This window comes from Pseudoalteromonas sp. P1-9, assembly GCF_001399975.1.
Classification (GTDB): domain Bacteria; phylum Pseudomonadota; class Gammaproteobacteria; order Enterobacterales; family Alteromonadaceae; genus Pseudoalteromonas.
Window position 1 is genome coordinate 47,136 of sequence record NZ_LKBD01000004.1, and the last position, 20,654, is coordinate 67,789.

Annotated in this window: 21 protein-coding genes; 12 read left to right on the top strand and 9 right to left on the bottom strand. The window is 40.1% G+C overall.

From position 1 onward, the window contains the following. Nucleotides 1–7 precede the first annotated feature (7 nt). From AN214_RS03960 to AN214_RS03985, 6 genes are read left to right on the top strand one after another with little or no spacing between them, the layout of a single operon-like run. The gene (locus tag AN214_RS03960; RefSeq protein WP_054978509.1) at nucleotides 8–469 is read left to right on the top strand and encodes a DUF4381 domain-containing protein; all 462 of its coding nucleotides are present in this window, start codon (nucleotides 8–10) and stop codon (nucleotides 467–469) included. Beyond that, a complete protein-coding gene (locus AN214_RS03965; protein WP_054978510.1) occupies nucleotides 462–1,442 on the top strand; it encodes a VWA domain-containing protein in 981 nt (326 codons plus the stop codon). Before AN214_RS03960 ends, AN214_RS03965 begins: the two co-directional genes overlap by 8 nt. Beyond that, on the top strand, nucleotides 1,439–3,331 hold the full coding sequence (locus tag AN214_RS03970) for a VWA domain-containing protein (RefSeq protein ID WP_054978511.1): 1,893 nt from the start codon (nucleotides 1,439–1,441) through the stop codon (nucleotides 3,329–3,331). The genes AN214_RS03965 and AN214_RS03970 overlap by 4 nt, the downstream gene beginning before the upstream one ends. Continuing rightward, a complete protein-coding gene (locus tag AN214_RS03975; protein ID WP_054978512.1) occupies nucleotides 3,325–4,941 on the top strand; it encodes a BatD family protein in 1,617 nt (538 codons plus the stop codon). The genes AN214_RS03970 and AN214_RS03975 overlap by 7 nt, the downstream gene beginning before the upstream one ends. A gap of 10 nt (nucleotides 4,942–4,951) precedes the next feature. Then, nucleotides 4,952–5,506, top strand: coding sequence for a sigma-70 family RNA polymerase sigma factor (locus AN214_RS03980; RefSeq protein ID WP_010560696.1), 555 nt, complete (start codon nucleotides 4,952–4,954; stop codon nucleotides 5,504–5,506). Next, nucleotides 5,499–6,206 (top strand): DUF3379 domain-containing protein, encoded by a 708-nt coding sequence (locus AN214_RS03985; protein ID WP_054978513.1) that lies wholly within the window; start codon nucleotides 5,499–5,501, stop codon nucleotides 6,204–6,206. Before AN214_RS03980 ends, AN214_RS03985 begins: the two co-directional genes overlap by 8 nt. Nucleotides 6,207–6,349: 143 nt before the next feature. On the opposite strand, the gene AN214_RS03990 is transcribed toward AN214_RS03985, so the two are convergent. Next, nucleotides 6,350–7,903 carry an AbgT family transporter gene (locus AN214_RS03990; RefSeq protein ID WP_054978514.1) on the bottom strand — a complete coding sequence of 518 codons (1,554 nt, stop codon included), beginning with the start codon at nucleotides 7,901–7,903 and terminating at the stop codon, nucleotides 6,350–6,352. Nucleotides 7,904–8,057: 154 nt separating this feature from the next. Between AN214_RS03990 and AN214_RS03995 the strand changes: the two genes are divergently transcribed. Beyond that, a complete protein-coding gene (locus AN214_RS03995) occupies nucleotides 8,058–8,591 on the top strand; it encodes an NUDIX hydrolase (RefSeq protein WP_054978658.1) in 534 nt (177 codons plus the stop codon). 10 nt (nucleotides 8,592–8,601) lie between these two features. Here AN214_RS03995 and AN214_RS04000 read toward each other — a convergent pair whose 3' ends face one another. Together AN214_RS04000 and AN214_RS04005 are read right to left on the bottom strand one after the other, a co-directional pair. Beyond that, nucleotides 8,602–9,174 carry a tRNA-(ms[2]io[6]A)-hydroxylase gene (locus AN214_RS04000; protein ID WP_054978515.1) on the bottom strand — a complete coding sequence of 191 codons (573 nt, stop codon included), beginning with the start codon at nucleotides 9,172–9,174 and terminating at the stop codon, nucleotides 8,602–8,604. 60 nt (nucleotides 9,175–9,234) lie between these two features. Continuing rightward, on the bottom strand, nucleotides 9,235–9,900 hold the full coding sequence (locus AN214_RS04005; RefSeq protein ID WP_327077683.1) for a sulfotransferase family protein: 666 nt from the start codon (nucleotides 9,898–9,900) through the stop codon (nucleotides 9,235–9,237). Between the two features lie 23 nt (nucleotides 9,901–9,923). Here AN214_RS04005 and AN214_RS04010 point away from each other — a divergent pair, with 23 nt between their 5' ends. Further along, on the top strand, nucleotides 9,924–10,670 hold the full coding sequence (locus AN214_RS04010; RefSeq protein WP_054978516.1) for an MBL fold metallo-hydrolase: 747 nt from the start codon (nucleotides 9,924–9,926) through the stop codon (nucleotides 10,668–10,670). A gap of 3 nt (nucleotides 10,671–10,673) precedes the next feature. Here the strand turns inward: AN214_RS04010 and AN214_RS04015 are convergent, their stop codons facing one another. From AN214_RS04015 to AN214_RS04025, 3 genes are read right to left on the bottom strand one after another with little or no spacing between them, the layout of a single operon-like run. Then, a complete protein-coding gene (locus AN214_RS04015) occupies nucleotides 10,674–10,970 on the bottom strand; it encodes a hypothetical protein (protein WP_054978517.1) in 297 nt (98 codons plus the stop codon). Nucleotide 10,971: 1 nt separating this feature from the next. Further along, nucleotides 10,972–11,436 carry a cyclic nucleotide-binding domain-containing protein gene (locus AN214_RS04020; RefSeq protein ID WP_054978518.1) on the bottom strand — a complete coding sequence of 155 codons (465 nt, stop codon included), beginning with the start codon at nucleotides 11,434–11,436 and terminating at the stop codon, nucleotides 10,972–10,974. Nucleotides 11,437–11,448: 12 nt separating this feature from the next. Continuing rightward, nucleotides 11,449–12,354: a M14 family metallocarboxypeptidase gene (locus AN214_RS04025; RefSeq protein WP_054978519.1), complete on the bottom strand. Its 906-nt coding sequence runs from the start codon at nucleotides 12,352–12,354 to the stop codon at nucleotides 11,449–11,451. A 124-nt stretch (nucleotides 12,355–12,478) separates the two neighbouring features. Here AN214_RS04025 and AN214_RS04030 point away from each other — a divergent pair, with 124 nt between their 5' ends. Further along, nucleotides 12,479–13,753, top strand: a complete 1,275-nt coding sequence (locus AN214_RS04030) for a hypothetical protein (RefSeq protein WP_152960702.1) — start codon at nucleotides 12,479–12,481, stop codon at nucleotides 13,751–13,753. 56 nt (nucleotides 13,754–13,809) lie between these two features. Here the strand turns inward: AN214_RS04030 and AN214_RS04035 are convergent, their stop codons facing one another. The 3 genes from AN214_RS04035 to AN214_RS04045 form a co-directional block, all read right to left on the bottom strand. Beyond that, nucleotides 13,810–14,856 (bottom strand): hypothetical protein, encoded by a 1,047-nt coding sequence (locus AN214_RS04035; protein WP_054978521.1) that lies wholly within the window; start codon nucleotides 14,854–14,856, stop codon nucleotides 13,810–13,812. A gap of 210 nt (nucleotides 14,857–15,066) precedes the next feature. After that, a complete protein-coding gene (locus AN214_RS04040; protein ID WP_054978522.1) occupies nucleotides 15,067–16,515 on the bottom strand; it encodes a sigma-54 dependent transcriptional regulator in 1,449 nt (482 codons plus the stop codon). Nucleotides 16,516–16,651: 136 nt separating this feature from the next. Further along, the gene (locus AN214_RS04045) at nucleotides 16,652–17,437 is read right to left on the bottom strand and encodes a flagellin (protein WP_054978523.1); all 786 of its coding nucleotides are present in this window, start codon (nucleotides 17,435–17,437) and stop codon (nucleotides 16,652–16,654) included. A 198-nt stretch (nucleotides 17,438–17,635) separates the two neighbouring features. Between AN214_RS04045 and pseB the strand changes: the two genes are divergently transcribed. The 3 genes from pseB to AN214_RS04060 are packed head-to-tail and all read left to right on the top strand — an operon-like array spanning nucleotide 17,636 to nucleotide 20,639. Beyond that, nucleotides 17,636–18,637 (top strand): UDP-N-acetylglucosamine 4,6-dehydratase (inverting), encoded by a 1,002-nt coding sequence (pseB, locus tag AN214_RS04050; protein ID WP_054978524.1) that lies wholly within the window; start codon nucleotides 17,636–17,638, stop codon nucleotides 18,635–18,637. Then, nucleotides 18,634–19,776: a UDP-4-amino-4,6-dideoxy-N-acetyl-beta-L-altrosamine transaminase gene (pseC, locus tag AN214_RS04055; protein ID WP_054978525.1), complete on the top strand. Its 1,143-nt coding sequence runs from the start codon at nucleotides 18,634–18,636 to the stop codon at nucleotides 19,774–19,776. The genes pseB and pseC overlap by 4 nt, the downstream gene beginning before the upstream one ends. Next, nucleotides 19,773–20,639 (top strand): aldo/keto reductase, encoded by an 867-nt coding sequence (locus AN214_RS04060; RefSeq protein ID WP_054978526.1) that lies wholly within the window; start codon nucleotides 19,773–19,775, stop codon nucleotides 20,637–20,639. Before pseC ends, AN214_RS04060 begins: the two co-directional genes overlap by 4 nt. Nucleotides 20,640–20,654 lie beyond the last annotated feature (15 nt).

Below are 20,654 nucleotides of genomic sequence, written 5' to 3' on the forward strand. Positions count from 1 at the left end.
TGATTTAATGGCGACACCAACATCTCCGTTAGATAATTTGCATGATGTTATCGCACCCGCGACAGTGCCTTGGTGGCCTCTTTCGCTGCCTGCTATAGCAATCATTGCAGTAGTCCTATTGCTACTCGTTATTGCCAGCTATGCAATTTACCAACGTCATCTACTCAATAAAGCTAAAAAACAAGCAATTAAAGAAAGTAAAGCATATCAATCTTGCGATTTAGATAATGTACAGGCACTTCATTTATTATTGAAACGTCTTGTAAAACATTACTATGGTGCAGAAGCTGCCAGTCAAAGTGGTGAAAAATGGCTTTATCTTGTCGCTGCAACATCAAAAACAACGCTCAGCAATGAAGAGCTAATGCGCTTATATCAAGCCGAAAATAATGAACCACTTACCGATTTCCACAACAAGCTAACAAAGGCTATTTATCGTTTTAAAGTAAAAGGGGCGATTAATGTTTGAGTTTGCTTGGCCATTTGCCTTTTTATTATTGCCGCTGCCGTTTTTACTGCGTAAGTTACAAAAAAGCAAACAAGTCGCAACCGTTAGAACAACGGCGCTCTACCATAATCCGGTAGTGCAAACCGGCAACATATCGCAACCAACACGTTTTTCACTTTGGCCTTGGCTAATCTGGGCATGTTTATGCGTTGCCCTCGCCCACCCTAAGTACTATGGCGAACCGATTCAGTTACCCAACGAAGGGCGTGAAATTATGCTGGCTGTCGATTTATCTACCTCAATGCGTGAGCAAGATATGCAATATCAGGGGCAGTACATTGACAGATTATCTGTAGTTAAAGCAGTACTTAATGAGTTTATTACTGCCCGCACTGGCGATCGACTAGGCCTTATTTTGTTTGCCGATACCGCTTTTTTACAAACGCCACTCACCCGCGACTTAACCACAGTAGCTAAAATGCTAGAAGAAGCGCAAATTGGCTTGGTGGGTCAAGCCACCGCAATAGGCGACGCGCTCGGCCTTGCTGTGAAGCGTTTTGCTTTAAAAGAAGACAGTAACCGCATACTTATTTTGTTAACCGACGGACAAAATACCGCTGGTAATTTAAGCCCTGAAGAAGCGCTGATCCTTGCGAAGGATGCGGGAATCAAAGTATATACCGTCGGTGTAGGTGCCGACAGCCAATCAAACTTTTTTGGCTTTCAAATGCAGCGTGGCAGCGCATTAGATGAAGGCTTATTAACAGAAATTGCACGTGATACCGGTGGCCAATACTTTCGCGCAACCGACGTGGCGAGTTTACAACGCATTTATCAAATGCTTGATCAGTTAGAACCAATTAGCGATAACAGTGAAACCGTAAGACCGCAAAAAGCATTGTTTTATATTCCATTATTTATCGCAGTGCTACTGCTATTCACGCAAACATTAGTAAATAGTATTCGCAGCTTAACAACACGGAGTGGCGCATGACGTTAGAATTTATTCGCCCTGAAGCCTTTTACCTATTACCGTTAGTAGCCTTGGTAATGGCATTACAGTTTATTAAAAAACGTAAACATATTAGCAATAGTCCCATCGCCCCACACCTTGCACAATTTCTGTTAGACGGTGAAACCAAACACAGCAAAACCAATTCTCTGTGGTTAAGCTTGTTTTTATTTGTCAGTGTTGTCGCACTTGCAGGACCGAGCTGGCAATCACAACCGTTACCAGTTTATCAAAGCAAACATGCGCGCGTGTTAGTGATGGATATGTCTCGCTCAATGTACAGCCAAGACATAAAGCCAAATCGCTTAACACAAGCGCGTTTTAAAGCGCTTACACTGACCGATATTTTGAAAGAAAGTGACTTAGCTCTTGTAGCTTACAGTAACGATGCTTACACCATTTCTCCACTGACGTCAGATCACCAAACGCTCGCCAACCTCATTCCGAGTTTAAGTCCAGAAATTATGCCTGTACCGGGTAGCAATACCTTTGCTGGTATTAATTTAGCGGTCGAATTACTCAACCAAGCAAGCGTGACCAATGGCGAGATTTATTGGATCACTGATGGTATTGATGATTTTGATGAAAGCCGTGACATCGAGAAACTATTAAATAAGCACAATATCAAACTCAATATCTATGCGGTTGCAACAGAGCAAGGCGCGCCAATTCAATTGCCAAACGAAGGTTTTTTAAAAGATAACTACGGACAGATTGTCATTCCAAAAGCTAACTTTAGCTTGTTACAACAACTTGCCTCAAATACAGGTGGTAAGTTTAATTACTATCAAGTAAGCGATGCCGATCTTGCCCTATTTAAGCCTACCAGCACTAATCAAGAAGATGTAATAAAGCGTGAGCAAACCAGTCAACAACCCATTGATGGCGGTATTTACTTGGTATTTTTACTTATTCCACTCGGTTTTATGATGTTAAAACACCAACCTAAATTTTTATTAGGGCTTTGCTACCTATTTATATTTAAACCAAGTGTTAGTTACGCATTGTCACTACCGAGCTGGTTATTAAATGACGAGCAAAAAGCGCATAAAGCGTATCAACAGCAAGATTACAAAGCCGCAAGTAACGCAAAGACCGCGAATTTATCAGGCTCTGCGCTTTACCAACAAGGTGACTTCGAAAACGCGCTCAAAAAGTTTAAGCAAGATAGCAGTGCAGAGGGACTTTATAATCAAGGTAACGCGTTAGCAAAATTAAACCGCTTTGATGAAGCGATTGACGCTTATGACAAAGCCTTAGCCCAGCAACCTGAATTTAAGCAAGCGCAAGAAAACAAAGCCTTATTAGAAGATTTGAAGCAACAGCAGCAAAATCAACAATCTCAAGATGGTAAAAACCAAGAGCAAGATAAGCAGCAACAAGGCGACAATCAGCAACAACAAGACCAACAATCAGGCCAACAAAACCAGCAATCAAATGAGCAAAACCAGCAAAATGGTAAGCAATCTGAATCTCAAGACCAGCAAAATCAAAATGGCGAAAAAAGCGAAGGTGAAAAGCAAGGAAATAACAATCAGCCGGATATGAAAGCTGAGAGTTCGCCTGAGCAACAAGACCAAAAAGAACAACACGCTAACCCTTCAGATAAAGAGCCTGAACAACAGCCAGAGGGTGAAGCTGAGCAACAATCCGAACAACAGCAACAAGCTGAGCAGCAAATGCCACAACAGCAGGCTACGCCAGCGCCCGAGCTAACCCCTGAAGAAAAAGAGCAAGTCCAGATTATTAATCAGCTACTACGCAAAGTACCGGATGATCCGGCTATTTTGTTACGCAATAAAATGAAATTAGAAAGTCAAAAAAGATATCGTCAGCGCATCCAGCAGCAAGGAGTTGAGAAGTCATGGTAAGTCGCTTAGTTGTTTTAATTAGCCTTGTATTACTGCCTTTGCAAGCGATAGCAGCACTCACTGCTAGTGTTGATCGCAACCCAGTATTAGCGGGTGAATTCTTTAATTTGACAATTCGTGCTGAACAAAATGTAAAGGGTGAACAACCCGATACCACACCACTATTAAAAAACTTTGTAGTGGGTCCTACATCAGTGCGCAGCAACACCAGCATAATTAACGGCCAAGTAAATCACACCACACAGTGGCAAGTGGAATTAATGGCACGTAACCCTGGCACGTATGAAATACCCAGCTTTTCTGTTGCCAACATGCAATCTAATCCGCTTAGCGTTAAAGTCGTGCCATCATCAACCGCTGATAACCAAAGTAAAGATGTGTATATCGAAACGAGTATGCAAAGCGATACGTTATACGTACAGCAAGCTGGCGTATATACCGTTAAATTATTCCTTGCCAACGACTTAACTGAGGGGCAATTAGGCTCTCCAGAGCTAGAAACCGCTAATGTATCCCAGCTTGGTAAACAAAAAGAGAGTTACGAAATTATTGATGGCATTCGTTATTTAATTATTGAGCGTAATTACCTTATTCAACCGCAAAAAAGTGGTCAATACACTATTAAGTCGCCTTACTTTAAAGGCCGAATTCGCGACAATTACCGCACTCGTGCGGCAAGTGCTGTGGGTAAAGATATTCAGTTAAACATTAAACCTATTCCACAAAGTAGCTCTGGCAACTGGTTACCAAGTGAACTTGTGACCTTAAATGAAGAGTGGCAACCAGAAAAGCAGAGCTATCAAATTGGTGAACCAATTACCCGTACCATTACTGTTACGGCACTTGGCATTACTAAAGAACAATTGCCTGAAATCAATTTGCCAACAATTAATGGCGTGCGCAGCTATTCAGACCAAGCGGAAAGCAATAACCTAGTACGCAATGGTAAAGTTATTTCACAAAAAGTTGAGTCATTTGCGCTTATGCCTCAAGCTCCGGGCAGTTATACTTTGCCTGAGGTTCGCGTACCTTGGTTTAACATTATTACCAACCGCACAGAGTACGCCACACTTCCTGAGCGCAAGTTAACTGTGGTTGGTGACCCTAACTTTGTGCAACCAGCCATCTCTGCGCCAATTCAGAACAATACGTTACCTGAAAGTACGCAAACAAACACAGCGAATCAAACCACGTTTGAAACCCCATTTTACTACTGGCCGCTAGCCATTCTGGGCTATGTATTGTGGTTAATCACCTTAGTTATTTGGTGGATAAAACGCAAACCGGCAACGCAAACAGGCAATAACGATGTAACGCCTAAGCAAAGCATAACCCCCTTGCCTCAACTCAAAGAAGCGTTAAAACAAAATAATCAACGCGCGTTTTATCATCAATTGGTAAAACTGTGTACGCTACATACAGGCAGCGCAGATTTAACTAAACTCAACAATATGGTGAACAACTCGCAATTTGCTGAGTCGGTAAATCACTTACAAGCAAATTTATACGCAGGTAAAAATCACGCGGTCGACCTAAAGTTTATTTACCAGCAGATAAATAATTTAAATAAAAAAACCAAAAGCGAGAATGAGTTAACCCAACTCTACTAAAATAGTTTCAATGTTTGGAAAGAAAAAACAGCAACGTCAGGTCTTAATTGACATGGCTGATAAACAAAAACGATATGAAGCGTTAGTGAATGTGTATCACAAAGAGCTATATCGCTTCGCATACTGGTTAGCAGGTGACCCAACGGTTGCCGAAGACCTTGTGCAAGAAACTTTTTTGAGGGCTTGGCGCTCGCTTGATTCACTACTTGACCAGCAAGCAGCTAAAGCATGGTTAATCACGATTTTACGTCGTGAGAATGCGCGCCGTTTTGAGCGTAAACAATTTGATTACAGCGATGTTGAGCAAGATACGCTATGCGATACGCAAACCCTCGATATGGAACAAAACGCAGAGCGTTCACAGCTGCAAAAACGCATAATGCAACTCGATGAAGAGTACCGTGAGCCCTTGCTTCTGCAAGTAGTAATGGGGTTTAGTGGTGATGAAATCGCATCCATTTTATCACTTAACAAAAACACCGTAATGACACGACTATTTCGTGCTCGCAACCAATTGAAAGACAATTTACAACCAAGTTTACAAAGGGGGATCAACAATGGATGAATTAGAATTACGACGTCGTTTATATGCTGATCCTAATACCAGCGACAAAGACGTGCTCGATGCACTTGAGTCAGACCCAGATGCACACGCATTTAGTAACGAGCTAAAAGCCCTTGATAACGACATTGAGCAAGCGCTTAACATCCCTGTGCCAGAGAATCTCGCTGAGCGCTTGGTGTTAAATCAGTCATTGCATGCGTTTCAAACTCAGCGTAAAAAAACACGTGTTCATTTAGCATTAGCAGCATCTGTGGCGTTTTTATTTGGCGTGTCGTTCACTTATTTAAATATGGGCGCACCGCTTAATTTAGAGCAACACGCACTTGCTCATGTTTATCATGAGCCAAGTTCACTCACCAATGTAAATCACAACTTTAGTTTACAAGAAGTAAATGCAAAGCTTGCCAGCTTTGGTGGGAATTTTAGCGAATTACCAAATCAAGTAAGCTACCTTACGTTTTGTGATTTTAAAGGGCAAAAAAGCCTGCATTTGGTGTTTCAAACAGAGCAAGGCCCGATGACACTGTTTATTGTGCCAAGCGAGAATCAATATCGTACCGAATCTTACTTTTCGGACGAATCATTTGATGGTGCGACTTACCAAGGTCATAAAGCAAATCTCATTTTACTCGGTGAAAAAGGCCAAGCACTCTCACCTTACAATGACAAATTGCAAAATTCACTGCAATGGCGCATTTAATAAAAAATAGAGTGTAACTTAAGCAAAAAAACAGCAGGTATTAACCTGCTGTTTTTGTTTGGGCTGTAAGCTAAACGTTATGCCAACGCGGTTAGCAAAACGTATAGCCCACTAGAATGATTAGCTATTTAAGTGAACCGCTATTAGCCATAGGTATAACTTGCTTGTAAACCTAATTGTAAACCTAGGCCCCAGTAAGCAAGCAAGAACAAGGTCCAGCCAATCATAAAGGCAATTGAATATGGGATCATTAACGCGATTAATGTACCAATACCGGTATTCTTAACATACTTTTGACAATACACTACCACTAGCGGGAAGTAAGGCATTAATGGCGTAATAATATTCGAGCTTGAATCACCAATACGGTAAGCCGCTTGTGTTAAGTCTGGCGAAATGCCCAGCTGCATTAACATAGGTACGAAAATTGGCCCTAGTAGCGCCCATTTTGCACTACTTGATCCAACAAACAGGTTCACAAAACCGGTTAAGAAAATAATACCCACCACAGTTACTGCACTTGGTAGCTGCATTGCTTTCAGTATTTCGGCACCTTCAATAGCGAGTAATGCACCAAGATTCGATTGCGAAAATGCAGCAATAAACAGTGCACAGAAAAACGCCATAACCACATAATATGCCATGCCATGCATTGCTTTGGTCATTGCATCAATCATGTCTTTACTTGATTTAAAGGTACCCACCACAAAACCGTAAACCGCCCCAGGGATCCAAAACACCAAGAAAATAATCGGCACGATAGATTGCATTAGCGGCGCTTTAAAATCAGTAAGTGAGCCCTCTTTACTACGAAGTGGTGAGCTTTCGCCCCACGCAGCATAGGCAAGTAGTGCAAGACCAGCAATCATAACAGCTGATGCAATGTAAAAGCCTTTGCGCTCGGTGTCATTAATTTGGTCAAAGCTCGGTAAGTCATCAGTGTTACCATCAAGCTCAACCTTGTTTAGGCGCGGCTCGATAATTTTATCCGTGATGTACCAGCCAAGTAGCACGATAAATAAACTCGACGCCGAAGTGAAATACCAGTTATTGAGAGGATTCACCTCAATAGTAGGGTCAATAATTTGCGCTGCGCTTTGGGTAAAGCTTTGTAGTAACGGATCGATTCCCGATGGAATAAAGTTAGCGCTAAAACCACCACTTACACCGGCAAATGCTGCGGCAATACCAACTAAGGGGTGACGCCCCATGGCATAAAAAATCACACCCGCAAGCGGAATTACTAATACATAGCCCGCATCAGTTGCGGTGTGGCTCACTATCGCAATTAAGATTACGCAAGGTGTTAATAGCGCCTTCGGTGTGCGTTTTAACATTAGCTTTAGGCCAGTGTTAATGTAGCCCGAGTGCTCAGCTACACCTACACCTAGCATTGCAACAAGCACAACACCAAGCGGCGCAAAGCCGGTGAATGTTTTAACCATATTCGCTAAAAAGGCGGCAAGGCTATCACCAGTAAGTAAGTTATTAACAACTATCGCTTCGCCAGTGCGTGGGTCGATTGCTGAAAACGTGTAATTTGAAAAAATTGCAGAAAGTACCCAAATCAATAACATTGAGAACAAAAATATCATTGCCGGATCTGGCAATTTATTTCCTACATACTCAATACCATTAAGAAATTTATCTATGGGTTTTACTTTTTGTGTCTGTGCATCAGTGTTACTCGATGACATGGTATTTCCCTAATAGTTATTATTCTTGCTAATTTATCATATACGATGTGGCGATAAAGGAAACTTAATTTGTTTTAACGTGACATTTAATTTGCGTTTATATTCTAATTTCACGGTGCTACTATGCGTGCCTTTTAACGATTTGGTAATTTTTATGCAGGTAATAAAAGAGTTTAATTTTGTTGATGAACTCGCGCTCAATCAGCATCAACGCGTATTGCGCCCCGCTACACGCGCTATTGTAACCAAAGGCCAAAACATTTTATTACTGCACACCGAACGTTATCGTGATTACTCTTTGCCCGGTGGCGGAGTTGATCAAGGCGAGAGCTTGCAGCAAGCGTTAATTAGAGAGTTAACCGAAGAAACCGGCGCACGCGAAATTGATAATATTACGCCATACGGCTTAATTCGTGAGTTTCGTACTAATTACAAACAAACAGACCAATTAATCGAAATGCTCTCTTATTGCTTCACGTGCACAATTGACGATGAATTTGACCAGCAAAATTTAGAAGATTATGAGATTGCCAATGGCATGACGGTACACTGGGTAGATATAAAAAAAGCCATTGCATATAACAAACAAACAATGGCTGAATCAGATAAAAAAGGCATCAGCATAGTGCGCGAAACCTTTTTACTTGAACATATTGCAGAAAATTTGCTTAATCCTTCGTGCGGATAAGCAAGACTTATTAATGAAGCGCCGCTGTATGCGGCAGCTTTGCACAAATTTCCGCTTCAGCGTGCAAAATCTCTTCTAAACGTGCATCCACTTCAGCTTTATCAAAATATTCGTACGCCAGCTCGACAAACAAAAATGCGTGCTTTTCTTCTGATTTTGCGATGGTAACGTAAAAGTCTTTTTCTTTACCCTCTGCAAGCGCTTCAGCTACTAGTGAGAAGCGCTCGTAACCACGGGCCTCAATTACCGCAGCAACCAGTAAGCGGTCGAGTAAAAATACGTCTTTACCTTGGCGAAATAGCGCACGTAAGTCTTTTACATACGAATCTTTAGTGTCTTTGCCTAGAGTAATATCGCGCTCCAACAAAATTTTCACCACTTGCTTAAAGTGGATCATTTCTTCAAGCGCTAAGTCAGTCATTGCGCGCACTAATTTGCGGCGATCTGGGTAATGCGAAAGCATTGATAGTGCCATGCCCGACGCTTTTTTCTCAGCGGCTGCGTGATCTTGTAAAAAGGTATCAAAATCGGCCATTACCGCTTCAGTCCAAGAAAATGGCGTTTTGTATTTCAGTTCAAACATACTTGGCTTAATGTTAGTAATTCAAATTAGCCGCAGTTTAATGGTCAGCTTCAAAGATGTCTATTTTAAATCCGCTTTACCATTGCGTGTTGAGTCGAGTTTTAGCGGGCTTTTGATTTGCTTCCACGCCGTAACTTTACCGTTTACATTGAGCTGTTCAAAACCGCCTTTTTCTTGTTTACCCAGAAACGAACAAAATTGCTGATAGCTGTTATCATCAGACAAGTTAACCACTAAGTGCTGGTTATCGATGTGCTGAAAAAAGTCCATTACCTTGGCTTTATGCGATAAATAACACTGTGTTAAATGCGCATCATCTAACATAGTTTGCTTATTTAGCGGATAGAAAATATCGCCATAACAGCGTTTTAAGCTTGGAAAAAAACCACCGTGTTCAATTAGCAGCCTATCTGCCATACGCGTTAACAAAACTTTGATTGATGGCAACCAGCTTGCTAAATCCCGCTCAAGGTAAATAAACTTTGCCGTAGGATATTGCTGTAGCAGCGCCTCATAGTCGTTAAAAACCGGTGTGTCTGCGACAAACTCAGCACTATCTAACGTTGATTGAATATACACTGTATGCGCCGTTTTAAAGCCTAATGCGAGCGCAGCGGCACACACACTCGTTGTGCCAGTGCGGGGTAAGCCTAAAACAAAGATTTTCTGACTGCTAATAAGACACCTCTTGAGTGGTCTGATGAGTTGCGATAAGCTGAATAATATCACGTTTAAACAATGCGCTTATTATGCAACTACATAACTTAAATGGACACATACAATCGATCTATTTAGTAGAATATCCAGATAAATTAATGCTGTTGGACGGCTGCTGCCGCGCGGATTGTGAACTCGTTGCACGCTTTATTACACAAGAGCTAAAGCGTCCATTATCGGATCTAAAATTGATTATGGTTACGCATATGCATCCTGATCATGCCGGTGGTGCACACAAACTGCGCCGTATGACAGGTGCAAAAATCGCCACATCAAACGCACCTGGTCATTGGTATCAAGGCTTTGATGGCATTATGATGCACATTACCGATATTTTATTGGCGCGTTGGGTTGCCAATCGTAAAGGTAAAAAACAAGCTTTTATGTGGTACCCACGTAAGCTTAAGGCCGATATTTATTTGCCTGATGGTGTTAGCATTCCTGATTTTGATGAGTGGCAAGTACATCATAGTCCAGGCCATACTGACAGAGATATTTGCTTGCATCACATTCCCAGCAATATGATTTACGTCGCCGACCTTATGGTGAACGTAAAAGGAAAGCTGATCCCGCCTTTTCCAGTTTTTTACCCCAAGCGCTATCTTAATTCATTATTGATGCTAAAAACTTTAAAGCCAACCTCAGTGCTACTTGCCCATGATGGCAAAATAAATTTCGCTGACATTGATTTTAATTACTTACTAAAAAAAGCGCCAAGTATCCCGATGACACATTGGCGCTCTGTAAAAAGTAAGTTAAAGCAAATTACTAAAAGTTAAAGCCTAAGGCTTATTAACCACACAGCTGTTATACAATGTCATCCATTGCTCATAGCTGAGAGATGACGCTGTCTGACAAGTTTGCGCTTTAATTTCTTTTAGCTTGCCCGATACACAACCGGGTCTGAAATCGTGACGCATTGCAAAACGCTCTACCTCATATTGCTGCATTTCGCTCATGTAGGTCACAGGATAATGCTCACCATTACATTCGATTTGGTTGCTATTTCTTGGCACAGTACTACACGCACTTAACGCGACAATCGCGCTTACCAAAGCCAATAATTTATATAATTTCATGCTAACTTCCTTGCAGTTTTTCAATCACTACGCCAAGTTTTTCAATGCGTTGGCTCATGCCTAAAATAATGCGATCTTTTATCTTATCGCGAATTGCGTAAGGCAATTTTTGCATTGCAGTATGTGAAATAGCCAACACGATAGTTTCAGTGTTCGCTTTGGCATTAATACTGCGACTATGTGTTTCGACAAATGATCCTTCGCCAACAAAATCGCCAGGCTGAATAGAAACGAGCGATGGTTTATGCTGCTGTTTAAACAACACTAGCTCACCAGACAACACAATATAAAGGTGATTATCGTGTTCATTTTGTCTAAATACCATTTTGTCTTTTTTGAACAAATGCAATTCAGAAAATGATTCAACCACCATTTGCCTTTCTGCTAATGTAAGCGTTTTAAAAAATGGCAGGCGGTTAACCAACTCCATTTTTTTGATTAGGGGAATTTGTGTGATCAGTGCCACTAATTCTCTCCGTTACAACGCGTTCAAGTAGTTTAACCCGCCACGAATTGCGGCAACTTGTGCATCAATGCAATTTTGCTCATCCGCTTTAGGGCTATCCGGATAAACTTCTGTGGTAGTGACATATATCGCATCAGTAATACCAGCGCACAGAGATAAACCTTTACAGTCATAGTCGCATACGCCAAATTGTGAAATCGCTACGCCGATTAATTCACCATTTTCATCCGCCGGCGCAATATGGGTGACTTGTTCAACTGACTCAATAATGGCTTTTTGAAACGCCGCTTGAGGACGTTTTGAATCGCCTACCAGATAAAACCCATCAGGAATATTCCAATTGGTATGCTGAACGCCATCACGTGCTGCTAATGCTGGGCGAAATTCAGAATTATCCGTATCTGTGGTTTCATGCAAATCAATATGCATTAAAAAGTCACAGTTAAGTTTGCTTAAGTAATTTAATACCGCCTGAGATTCAGGTGCTGGGGAATCATTAAAAAAAGACCGATTTGGATCGACGGCATAAGAATTCCAGCGATTAATGGTTTCAAATCCCCACGGGCTAATACAAGGTAGAATCACAAAATTAAACGCATCTTCAAAGTCTTTGACATCGTTTTTAGCAAATGCCAGAGCACCCATTACGCCGCTAGTTTCGTAACCATGTACTCCACCTGTAATTAATACACATGGCTTATCTTGTTGCCAAGATTTAGAACGCAGAGCGAACAGAATGAGATCATCACCGTAAGGCAACTGCCCATAACTTTCAATATCAAATGCATCGGTTAGTTGGTTTATTTGTGAAACCACCAGCTGATTATAATCACGCTTTTTTTGTTGCTGATTTAACCATTGTGACTTTTCTGCGTCATTCCACTTTTGGCCAGGAATACCTATGGCGTATTTTTTCATATTATTTAATTAACTTATAAGTCGTTTTAAGAATCTTTGTCGCATCATTGTCATTCTACATATTCAAAGTTGAGAATGACATTGATATTATAGAGAACATGTATTAATGATACTCATAACTCAAATGAAACTATTAAAATCAAGTATTAACATCTCTTGTTTGTGCATATATATAATTTTTTCTAAATATTCGTTTGCCGTTAGCTCTGTAAATGAACTGACAAAGCAGAACTTAATCGCTATTGACAATTCAAATGAAGGTTCAACAATCTCTTCATTTATCAAAATGAAATTAACTCATAAAGAAATAGAATTTCACGAAGAAGATGATGTTATTTATACCTCATCAGTTAATGGAGTGGTAAAAAGTCAGATTTTAATTGATGCCAGCAATCCGAATACATTTGAAGAATTAGCTACAATTTTAAATAAGATAGATAAAAATATAAACACAAGTAATTCTAGGATTGTTATTCTTTTAAACAATTCTGATGACATATTAAAATCACTGTCTAAAAGTGATATAACAATCTCATTGGATTCGCCCTATCCGAGTATTATAGACTTTTATGGTCGAAGTATAATTAACATTCAATTCTCAGAGGGAGTTGAGTATGAGGGTGAAGCTTTAAAACTATCTCAATTTAGTAGTACTCAAGATAACAACTTCCCTGTTTTGGCCAGTATCCTAGTTGAGAATATCACTCCCGAATTACTTAAGAAAATAAAGCAAAGAAGTGAACATCTTAAAAAAGTAAGCCGTGTCCGATCAGAAAAGAAATCAGTCGTTAGCTATGCATTTCTAAACCAAAGCAACGGGTTAAAAATAATAGCTAGTGGTGAATTCTTCGGTCATGACAAAGAAATAATGAATATTAATGCGATTAGTTATATAGCATCGCTCTTTAAGGGGCTACCAATAGAGCTAAATCAAAGCGGGAAAATTGTTAAATATTTAAACAGTTTAATAGCATTAAACCCTTATGCAGTAAGGTTTGGAGAGTTAGCATTCAAAGATGAAAGTATGGGGCCTGTTACTCTTTGGCCTCATGCTTTAAATGGTGATGAAAACCACACACATCTAGAACTTCATTCCAGATTACCATATGGAAAGAGCATTGAAGAAATTGAAAAAAATATATTAGATATATCGCAAAAATGGAAAGCACATTTTAAGGTCTCGTCCTTAAACATAAAAATAGAATCAATCCCTGCTACTAAGACGACCAATCCTCGGTTCAATAAAATATTAAACTCTCTCGAGCTAAAAAACGAAGACAATTATTTTAATTACTTTTCCAGAGAACGAATGCTAAGTGACTCCTTTAATAACGGTGTTTCTCTTTCGATTGACGAAACTAAGTTAGAAAAGCTTCTTCAAATCTTAACACAAAGCTGATTGATTCAAGTGTACTCTCGACTGAGAGTACACCTAACTCAAGGTGCTCACCCTACTTAAAGCTTTGGCGTTGCGCGATATAAATCTTTTTTTAAGGAAAGCATCAACAAATTAAGTTGGTCATTCGGTTTTAAATCAGACTTCTGCACTTTTTCGCTGTAGTTGTAGCGTTCTTTTAATTCTTCGGTCACGGCTGCTAACTTGTTACGTGCCATACGAGATTTAGCTGCGAAGTTTAAAAATTCATCAGGCTCGATTGTGTAACCTTCGTATGCCTTTAATAAACGATGACAATCTTTTGCGATGGCGTAATCTCTAATTTTTTCATCCAGTACCATGCACGTATTATTAACCAGTTCGTAGCGCCATAAGTTCTTTTGCTGCCAAGCATACATATCTGGTTTTAACATTTGTCTGGCTTTTTCTGCACGCACACCAGCTAGAATTCGGTCGGCGTCTTGTTCAATTTGTTTTTTATCCGCGTAAAAATCTTCCTTGTTGGTCTCACTAGCCTGAACCAATATAAAAACGATTTCTTGTAGTTCTTGATACTCACGTGCGATGGCTCTATCTAGCCACTTTCTTAATTCTGGGTTGTTATTTTTCTTCTTAACATTTTTACCTTCGTCAACCGCATGTAAAACCTGCGCGTTGTATTTTACTTGCTGTATTACCGAGTAAATATCCCATGTATCTGCCGTAGTGGTATAAATAAAGTCTGCAGCTTGTTCATTTTTAAAATAAGGCTCAATACGACGATATAGCCCAGTGACGTCCTCTAGTTTCTTGGCACTCACGACGGCTTGATAGTCAGATTCATCGGTATAGTATGCATCACGGGCAAGAAAGCTATGGTGGTACGAGGAAAAGCGGTCTTTCTCAGTTTTACTTTGCTCAAGTAATTTATAGCTTGTGCTAATTTTTTGATACAGCTCTTGGTGCTGCTTTGAGCGATCTTTCGTAAGCTCAATTGTCAGTAGCTTTTCGTGTAGGTTTTTATTTTCTAAATTACGTTTAACAAATTCAATGTTATCCAAACTATCGGGATCGCCACAACCAAGTAAAGACAAGGCTAAACATGCCGTAATTGTTAATTGTTTCATACTACCAACCTTATAATTATTATTTTCCTCAACCTCGATACAAAAAATTAACAATTATTACAGTTGAATTCAATATAATTTATCTTAGGTACAAGAAATATAGAGTTTAGACTCTAATTGTCGTTTAGATTTGTATAGGGGAAATGTCGACTAAATGGCCTACTGTTAACGCCATAATGAATTAACAAGCAGCCATGAGTGTGAACTTATTTAGTTGTTTAGATTATACTTTTTCATCTTTTCAACTAACGTTGTACGCCTTACACCAAGCACTTCAGCAGCGCGCGCTACCACGTTTTCATTACGCTCAAGTGCTTGTTCAATTAAACACACTTCTAATTCTGCTAAATAGCTTTTTAATTCGATACCTTCTACAGGCAGTACTGCGGGTTGACTTGTATCAAGTGGAGTATCAAATGCATCGCTGTCGTTTTCTTCAAATTCACCAAAGCCTTCACTAAAAATATCGTTGAGAGCCTGACGCTCTAAAATCTCTTCTGGATATTCAGGAATATACTCTTCCACATCAATATGCTGATATTTTTTCGGCAGATCAGACACATCAACCACTTTTTCCGGAAACATAATTTGCATACGTTCCACTAAATTAGAGAGCTCCCTAACGTTACCAGGCCAACCATGCTCTTTTAAACTATCAAGCGCTCGCTCGGTAAACTTTACGTTTGCACCGCCAACTGCAACGTTGCGCTTAATCAACTCTTGTAATAATAAAGGAACATCGTTTTTACGCTCACGCAACGATGGATTTTCAATGGGAAATACATTTAAGCGATAATATAAATCTTCACGAAACGCGTCTTCTTCAATCATGGTTTCTAGATTGCGGTGCGTGGCTGCGATGATACGAACATCCGCTTTTATTGGCTTGCCGCCACCCACGCGTTCGTATACACGCTCCTGTAAAACTCGCAGTAGCTTAACCTGCATTTGGCTTGGCATATCACCGATTTCATCAAGGAATAAAGTTCCCCCTTGTGCCATCTCAAATCGCCCTTTGCGCGTAGAAATAGCCCCTGTGAATGCCCCTTTTTCATGGCCAAATAACTCACTTTCCAGTAAATCACCGGGAATTGCGCCACAGTTAACCGGAATAAATGGCCCATTGTTGCGATTAGACAATAAATGAATATTGCGTGCGACAACTTCTTTACCTGTGCCCGACTCACCTAAAATAAGTACATTCGCGTTTGTTTTTGCTACTTGTTGGATTAAAAAACGAATATGTTCAATTTCAGACGTCGCACCAATTAAGCCGTCAAAGCGTTTTTCATTCTGCGAATTGGTTAAGTTAGGTAAATGACGTTTGTATTCTTGGCAGTCGCGCAGCAATTCAGTCGTTGGCGCATAAGCGAAGGGCTCAGCTAAAATGCCAATCACGTTAGCCAACGATAATAGCGGTCGTAGCGTTTCACCAATTAGAATAAAAGGAGTCTCTGGCTGGCTTTTTATCAGCGTTTCATGATCATGACCCGTTAACGCACCTAAAAACACCGTTTCCACATGATGTAATGCTGATTCTTGCACGTCTGTTGCGGTTACCACTTTCGCGTGTTCTCCAATAAAACACAGTGATGCAACTAACTTATTTGCTCGATTCTCGTTTTCGTCAATAACCCAAGTGGAATTGGTAAGGCTCATATACGGGCACAATTATAATGTTATTCTAATTATTTTTTTATTGTAACGGCTTAGACCGATGTTGCAAGGTACAAGTGGCGGGATTTTGGCGTCAATTCAAAAAATTGACACCAAAGTTTGATTTATCACAAGCAAATTAAAGCAAGCCAAGTACTTGGCTTGCATTCTGATTTGCCTGCCCGAGCAATGCGATAGATGCCTGTGAGAGAATATCATTAGCGGTGCGTTGAGAAATTGCTTGAGCAAAATCAGTATCTTGAATGCGGCTTTGTGACGCAGCCACATTAATCGCATTATTCGTCAACCCACGAATATTCTGCTCAAACGCGTTTTGACTAGCACCTAAACTAGCACGATTAGAATTAATATCATCACGTGTCTGTTGAGTCACACTAATGGCAGCTTGAGCGCCAGCTTGGGTCGAAACGTCAATAGTAAGTACATTAGAAACAACACTATTATCACCTGGATTCAAGCTTTGGGTTTGATTTGCATCTGCACCCACTTGAAAGGTTACCTCATTACCGTCAAACAATTTTGCACCACCAAATGTAGTGTTTTCATAGGTTTCAGTAATACCTGTTTGTAGTTGCGATATCTCTTCTTGAATTGCATTTCTGTCGGCGTCTGTTAATGCGCCATTTGCAGCTTGCAATGACAATTGCTCAATACGAGATACCGATTCATTTACCCCAGCGAGTGCACCCTCAGCGACTTGAGCATATGAAATACCATCATAAGCATTTCGGATAGCTTGGTTTTGACCGTTTTGCTGCGCTTGCAACCTGTCAATAATTTGCAGTGCCGCTGCGTCATCAGATGCTGAATTAACCCGCTTTCCGCTAGCTAATTGTTCAAGTAATGTTTTGCTTTTTTCCTCTGAGCGATTAAAAAAAGCAAAATTTTGATTTTGGATCTTCATACTAGGTTGCCTCCTACCCGTAATCTGATGGAATTATATCAATATTCAATTAGTACAATTATAGTACAAGAAGCTTCTTTTTTACCCGTGACTAAAGGGTTTATTGACAAACTATTGGCATATTTAGTGCTTAATAAGCTAAAGTAATGAAAGAATTATTAATCTTTGTGAAATTCAGTAAATACAGTGGGAAACACTATGTTCGACAATAAGACAATTTTAATAACAGGTGGAACAGGATCTTTTGGCAAAAAATATGTCAAAACATTGTTATCACTTTATAACCCTAAAAAAATTATTGTGTTTTCTCGCGACGAATTAAAGCAGTTCGAAATGCAACAAGATTTCAACCAAGATTGTATGCGATATTTTATTGGTGATGTTAGAGATAAAGAAAGACTCAATCGAGCAATGAGAGGGGTTGATTACGTCATTCATGCAGCAGCTTTAAAGCAGGTTCCAGCAGCTGAATACAACCCAATGGAATGCATTAAAACAAACATCAATGGCGCTGAAAATGTGATTGATGCAGCTCTCAACAATGACGTTGAAAAAGTCATTGCCCTATCAACTGACAAAGCAGCAAATCCCATTAACCTTTACGGCGCAACAAAGCTTGCGTCAGATAAACTATTTGTCGCGGCAAATAATATCGCCGGTGGTCATAAAACCACGTTTTCTGTAGTGCGATACGGTAATGTTGTCTGTTCTCGAGGCTCAGTAGTACCTGTTTTCCAAAAGTTTATCGATGAAGGTAAAGCTCACATTCCTATTACGCATGAAGATATGACGCGTTTTTGGATTAGCCTACAACAGGGCGTAGATTTCGTTCTGAAGAACTTTGAACGTATGCTTGGCGGTGAAATTTTCGTACCTAAAATTCCGTCAATTAAAATCACCGATTTAGCCAAAGCAATGGCACCTAATTTACCACTTAAAATCATTGGCATTCGTCCTGGCGAAAAGTTACACGAAGTAATGTGCCCAGCCGATCTATGCTATGACACATTTGAATACGACGATCACTTCGTCATTGCACCGGGCATCAAATTCAGCAGCAGAAGCAATGACTTCACTATTAATGCGATTGGTGAGAAAGGCAAAGAAGTTGAACCTGGCTTTGAATATAACTCATTAGACAACCCTGACTATATGACAATTGAGCAAATTGCCAATTTTAATATTGAGGCACTTAAGTGATTCCCTATGGCAAACAAGATATCAATCAAGACGATATCGATGCTGTTGTTAACGTTTTAAAATCGGATTACTTAACGCAAGGTCCAGCAATTGGTCGATTTGAACAGTCGGTTAGTGAATATTGTGGTGCTCAGTATGCAGTTGCGGTTAATAGCGCAACGTCAGCATTACATATCGCCTGTTTAGCGCTTGGTGTCGGCAAAAGAGACTATGTTTGGACTTCACCAAACTCATTTGTAGCCAGCAGTAACTGCGCGATTTACTGTGACGCAACCGTAGACTTTGTTGATATTGATGTTGAAACAGGGAATATCTCGATTGCTTCACTTCGCGCGAAATTACAAGAAGCAAAAAACAGCAACAAATTACCTAAAGTCATTATACCAGTGCATTTTGCGGGTCAATCATGTGACATGGCAGAAATTGCAAAACTGGCAAATGAATACCACTTTAAAATTATCGAAGATGCATCTCATGCAATCGGTGCAAAATATCAAAACTCGCCAGTAGGTAATTGCCAGTTCAGCGATATTTGTGTTTTTAGTTTTCACCCGGTAAAAATCATCACTAGCGCCGAAGGCGGTATGCTAACAACCAAGTGCGGTAATATCGCAACCAAGTTAAAAAGCTTGCGTAGTCATGGCGTTACAAACCAACCAGAAGAGCTCGAAAAAGATAATCAAGGGCCTTGGTATTACGAGCAACAATCTCTCGGTTTTAATTATCGCATCACGGATATTCAAGCTGCTCTTGGCCTTAGTCAAATGAAACGCTTAGATGAATTTGTTACCAAGCGTCACCAACTCACAGCGTTATATACCAAGTATTTACCAACTAGCCTAACGCACCTCATGCAATCACCTGATTGCTATTCTTCTTATCATTTATATGTGGTGCTTTTGGATAATGCTGCAAAAAGAAAAGAAATCGTTACCCAATTACGTGCCAGAGGTATATTTGCTCACGTTCACTATATTCCAATTCATTTACAGCCTTTCTACCGCAATTTAGGCTTTAGAAAAGGTGAATACCCAAATGCGGAAGAATATTATTCCAAAGCCATTACTTTGCCGCTTCACCCAAATTTAACTGAAAATGACATTATCTTTATTTCAGACACATTAAGAGAACTAATGTGAAGCTTGCAATTGGTACGGTACAGTTTGGCCTCGATTATGGAGTGAGTAATAACACTGGTCAAACATCACAGAAACATGTAAAAGCTATTCTCAACTATTCCCAGAAACAAGGGATAACCCTGCTTGATACAGCCGCTGCCTATGGTGATGCTGAAAAAGTTTTAGGACGTGCCAACGTTAAAGATTTTGAACTTGTGTCAAAACTGCCGCCAATTAAATCTGATAGTTCTAGCCAGCAAGCTCTCGCTTTTGCTGAAAACTCATTACAGACCACGCTCAAGAATCTACAATCAAATCATATTTATGGTTACCTATACCATCATTGCGAAGATATGCTCACCTATGCAAGTGTCAGAAATTGGCTCACTGTTAAACAGCAACAAGGTGTAATATACAAAATTGGCGTCTCCGTCTATAGCCCAGAGCAAGCAGCTAATATACTTGAACACTGCCATATCGATTTAATACAAATTCCATTAAATCTGTTTGATCAAAGGTTTATTCATTCAGGCATGCTTAAAAGGTTAAAAGATAAAGGGGTTGAAGTACATGTGCGCTCAGCCTTTTTACAAGGCCTATTACTGATGAATAAAACACAAAGACCTAGCTATTTTAAGGGTCTCGCTAGTCACTTCCAACAATTAGACAAGCTCTGCACCGAAAACAACCTATCACAGCTCGCTGTGGCACTTAACTTTGTAATGCAGCAACCACAGGTTGATAAAGTAGTAGTAGGAGTTAATAACCAAGCACAGCTCGCAGCAATTATTCAATCTTTAAACCTACCACTACCGAAATGTGACTGGCAAAGATTAAGCTGCGAAAATGAGGCGTTTATTAACCCAAGTTTATGGCAAATCTGATAAGATAGATGTACG